Annotated in this window: 3 protein-coding genes; 1 reads left to right on the top strand and 2 read right to left on the bottom strand. The window is 63.8% G+C overall.

The window, feature by feature from the left end; all coding sequences use genetic code 11:
* Positions 1-563 (bottom strand): extracellular catalytic domain type 1 short-chain-length polyhydroxyalkanoate depolymerase (locus JOZ76_RS33670; protein WP_291705697.1); only part of this gene is annotated, 563 nt, incomplete at its 3' end.
* Between the two features lie 400 nt (positions 564-963).
* The gene (locus JOZ76_RS33665) at positions 964-2,424 is read right to left on the bottom strand and encodes a glycosyltransferase (RefSeq protein WP_291705696.1); all 1,461 of its coding nucleotides are present in this window, start codon (positions 2,422-2,424) and stop codon (positions 964-966) included.
* A 272-nt stretch (positions 2,425-2,696) separates the two neighbouring features.
* On the opposite strand from JOZ76_RS33665, the gene JOZ76_RS33660 reads away from it, so the two are divergent.
* Positions 2,697-3,938, top strand: coding sequence for an LLM class flavin-dependent oxidoreductase (locus tag JOZ76_RS33660; protein ID WP_291705695.1), 1,242 nt, complete (start codon positions 2,697-2,699; stop codon positions 3,936-3,938).
* Positions 3,939-4,490 lie beyond the last annotated feature (552 nt).

Here is a 4,490-nt window from a genome sequence, read left to right as displayed (position 1 = left end):
GCCACGCCGAACGGCAGGCCCGCGATGATGGCGCCGGCGGCGAACAGCTCCGGATAATTCGCCAGCATGGCGGCGGTCATCGCACCACCGGCCGACAGGCCGGTGATGAAGATGCGGCGCTTGTCGATATGATAGTCCGCGACCATGCGCGCGATCATCTGCCGGATCGACCCGGCCTCGCCGTGATCGCGGGCGACGTCGTCAGGCCTGAACCAGTTGAAGCAGGTGCTGACATTATTGGCGCGCGTCTGCTCCGGCATCAGCAGCGCAAAGCCGTAATGGCGCGCCAGGGTCGACCAGCCGGCGCCGAGGTCGTAACCGGCGGCGGTCTGTCCGCAGCCGTGCAACACCACCACGAGCGCAGGCGAGGGCTGCCGGTTCGTCGGCACATAGGAAAGCATCTTGAGCTCGCCGGGATTGGCGCCGAACTGCTCGGTTTCCTTGAGCGGGCTGCGCGGAGGCCGGAGGGTTCGCGCACGTTCGCCGAAACCCGCGAAGCCGCTCAGCTCTCGCAGACGTTTCAAGTAATCGACATTTTCGGCGAGGGACACCGGCAGCTCCATCAATAGCGACTCTCACCCTACACTGAGCAAATAGTTATTGCAGTGCAAAATGAAATGGCCGTGTGCTGTCGATCCCCAGATTTCAGACCTTCGCGACTTACGTGCCACACTTCTTACAATGACACGACCACGCGGCGTATCCATGACGGAAACACGACGGCGGTCACGATCGGGCGAGCACGAAAATTTCCGTTAGATCACGGAACGCGCAACACCAACGCAAGTTATGATGCTCCACCCTCACCGATGATTGCGCTGGTCAATGGGCAATCGCGCGACGGCGAAAGACGGAGCTGCGCTCGTCATCCCCACCGTCATTCGGGGCGCGAGTGAAACGAGCGAACCCGGAATCTCGAGGTACGGGTTCGCGCTTTGCGCGCCCCCGGAATGACGAGCCTTCTCAGATCGCCTTCAGCTTGCGATAGGCGAACCAGACCATCTTCAACAGCAGCCAGCCGTCGCGGAAGCGCGAAATCTGGGTTTCGCCAAAGGTGCGCGCCTTGTAGTGGATCGGCGTCTCGATGATCTTCAGGTTCTGCTTTGCGGCGCCAAAGATCAGGTCGAAATCGCCGAACGGATCGAAATTGCCGAAATAAGTGCGCTCCCGCGCCAGCGCCTCGTAATCCCTGCGCAGCAGCGCCTTGGTGCCGCACAGCGTGTCGGTGAGGCGGGTGTTGACGAGATAGCTGAACAGGTAGGCAAAGATGCGGTTGGCGATGAAATTGAGCGGGCGCATCGCCTCGTTTTCCATCGGATAGACCAGCCGCGTGCCATTGACGAAGTCGGCCTTGCCGCTTTCGATCACGGCGTGATATTTCGGCAGCGCTTCCGGCGGCATGGTCAAGTCGGCGTCGAGAATCATCAGGACGTCGCCGGTCGCCGCGGCAAAGCCCTTGCGCACCGCGTCGCCCTTGCCCTTGCCGTCCTGCTTCAGCACCTTGATGTCCCACTGGTCCTTGTAGGCGTCGCGGACGCGCTCGCATTCCGCGTAGGTGCCATCGGACGAGTTGCCTTCCACGAACAGGATTTCCTGCTGCGACCCGAACCGCGGCATGCGCAGAATCGCGTTCTCGATGTTGCCGCGCTCGTTGCGGCAGGGGATCAGCACGCTGGCCGACAATTTGCGCTCCGGAAACAGTTTGACCGGACGCCCGACCAGATAGGTGCGCAGGCAGAGTTTGCGGATTCCCGGTAGCGGCGCGATGAAGCGGTTGACGAACGGACCGAGGCCGAACAGGCGCAGTGGCAGGAGCTGCCGGTGCTCGCCATTGATCACCTCGAAGTCGGCAAGGTCCATCAGATTGAGGAAGTCGGCGGTCGCGATGAAGTTGAATTTCGGCTGCCTGCGCCGCACGCCCAGCGCCTCGGCGGCTTTCAGCACAGGCTCCCAGAGATGCGAGTAGTATGAGATCACGATCCGCGTTGACGGCGCACAGAGCTGGTGGATCACCCGCAAGGTCGCGTCGATGTCCTCGAACATGCCGATGGTGTCGGCAATGACGACGTAGTCGAACGGCCCCTCGATCGCGCCGAGCGTGGCCGGATCCTCCGCATCGCCCTGAATGAAGTTCAGATGCGGATAGCGCGCTCGCGCGCGCGCCAGCGTCTTCGGCGCGAAATCGACGCCGACGCCGTAGGACGGTGCGAGCGCGGCCAGGAGCTCGCCGGTGCCGCAACCCAATTCCAGTACGCGCTTGCCCGCTGGAATGAGGAAGCGCATGAATTTGAAGTCATCGGCGTGATAGGACGCGTTGATCTTGCGCCAGCGCTCGATTTCATCGAGGCTTGCATCGATCTGTTCCATCAATTGCTGCTTGCGCGGATTGGTTAGCCGCCAGGGAGCAGACTGCGCAAAATCCATCAGAGCCTCTTGGAACGGTACTATCGCGGCACGCACCTGGGCGCCCGGACCGCCTTTTAGACGGAAAGTCGGGACAGACAACAGCCGATTTCGCCGCGCGGATTCGGGCGGCCGCGATGCCCGGTTGACGACGGGAGCACCTCACCGTGCACCATCCATCGCATTCACGCATGGCAGCCTGTCGTGCTCCCGCGACGATTGCCTTGATGCATAGTGCCACGTAGCCTGCCCAATCACGACAACAAGCAAAATCTGCCTTTGGAGAGAAACCAATGCCTCGCCTCAAATTCGGAGCCTTCCTTGCCCCGCACCATCCGATCGGCGAGCATCCGATGCTGCAGTTCCGCCGCGATCTCGCCTTCGTCGAGCAGCTCGACGAGCTAGGCTACGACGAGTTCTGGTGCGGCGAGCATCATTCGAGCGGATGGGAGATGATCGCCTCGCCGGAAATGTTTCTGGCCGCTGCCGGCGAGCGCACCAAACGCATCAGGCTCGGCACCGGCGTGATCTCGCTGCCCTATCACCATCCCTTCAACGTGGCGCAGCGCATGGTGCAGCTCGACCACATGACCGGCGGCCGGGCGATTTTCGGCTCCGGTCCCGGCGCGCTTGCGTCAGATGCCCACACCCTCGGCATCGACCCGATGACCCAGCGCGATCGCCAGGACGAGGCGATCGCGATCATCCGCCGCCTGTTCAAGGGCGAGCGCGTCACCGCGATGAGCGACTGGTTCACGATGAACGATGCGGCGCTGCAACTTCTGCCGCTGCAGGAGGAGATGCCGTTCGTGGTGGCGTCGATGATTTCTCCGTCGGGCATGACCCTTGCCGGCAAATACGGCATCGGCATCATCTCGCTCGGCTCGATGTCGACGAAGGGCCTGATGGCGCTGCCGCAGCAATGGGAATTTGCCGAGGATGCCGCCAAAAAGCACGGCACCACGGTGAGCCGCGCCGACTGGCGCGTGCTTCTGACCTGGCACATCGCCGAGAGCCGCGAGCAGGCGCGGCGCGAGGCCGGGGCCGGACTGATGCGCTGGCACAACGAATATAATGTCGGCACCCTGATGCGGCCGGGACTCACCCCGTTCTCGTCACCGGACGAGGCCGTGGACAAGACCGCCTTCGTTGAGGGCGCCGCCTCGACGATCGGCACCCCCGACGATCTGGTCAAGACCATCAAGAACCTGATGGAGGTGTCGGGCGGCGTCGGCACCATCATCGGCTTCGTGCACGACTGGGCCAACCCGGAGAACACGCGACGCAGCTGGGACATGGTGGCGCGCTATGTGGTCCCGGAGATCAACGGCTATGTCGATGGCCTCCGCAAGTCGCAGGCCTTTGTGATCGAGAACCGCGCGGTGTTCGAGCGCGCCGGGCAGGCCGTGATGGCCAAGATCATGGAGAACGAGAAGGCCGCCGCTGCGCTGGCGCAGACCGGCCCCGGCCGCGTCGCCATCCCCTCCGTCAACGCACCCGACCTGCAGAAGGAAGCCGCGAAGCAGAAGGCGTGAGTGCGGAACTCTTATCGTGAGGGACGCGGCTCTAATAAAGCAGAATCCTCCGCATGGAATCGAGCCAGCCGCGGGCTCAGTCTGCTCCCCTCCTCCTTGCGGGGAGGGGTCGGGGGTGGGGCTCTACATCGAAGATTTTTCGTTTTGGGCACCCCCTCCCCAGCCCTCCCCCGCAAGCCAGGGCAATCGCATATGGGGTTTGAACGCTGGCGGTGCGCTCCCTCCCCCGCTTGCGGGGGAGGGCTGGGGTGGGGGCGTCGCGCGAAAAAGGCTGCAGCTGAGGCCGGGGCGCCCCCCACCCGCCGCGCAAGCGCGGCGACCTCCCCCGCAAGCGGGGGAGGCAAACGGAGAGAGCGCCACTCATATGCGATAGCCCTGCCCCGCAAGCGGGGGGCGCACCGCAGCCGCGGCAGCGGATCAAGTCCATCGCTTCGACGCCACCTCTAAGACGCGGCGAGCTCGCCCTGATGGATGCGCCGCGACTGGCGCTCGCAGGTCGCGGCCTCTTCCGGTGAGGCCTTCGCAAGGCGCACGGCGACGTGCTTGTGATAG

The organism is Bradyrhizobium sp., assembly GCF_019244115.1.
Lineage (GTDB): Bacteria > Pseudomonadota > Alphaproteobacteria > Rhizobiales > Xanthobacteraceae > Bradyrhizobium.
Note: the sequence above shows the minus strand (reverse complement) of the source record. Positions and strands in the feature narration are given on the sequence as shown.

Bases quoted from the DNA above. Each gene is read 5' to 3' on its own strand.
- JOZ76_RS33665 (WP_291705696.1), bottom strand. From the start codon at position 2,424: ATGGATTTTGCGCAGTCTGCTCCCTGGCGGCTAACCAATCCGCGCAAG.
- JOZ76_RS33660 (WP_291705695.1), top strand. From the start codon at position 2,697: ATGCCTCGCCTCAAATTCGGAGCCTTCCTTGCCCCGCACCATCCGATC.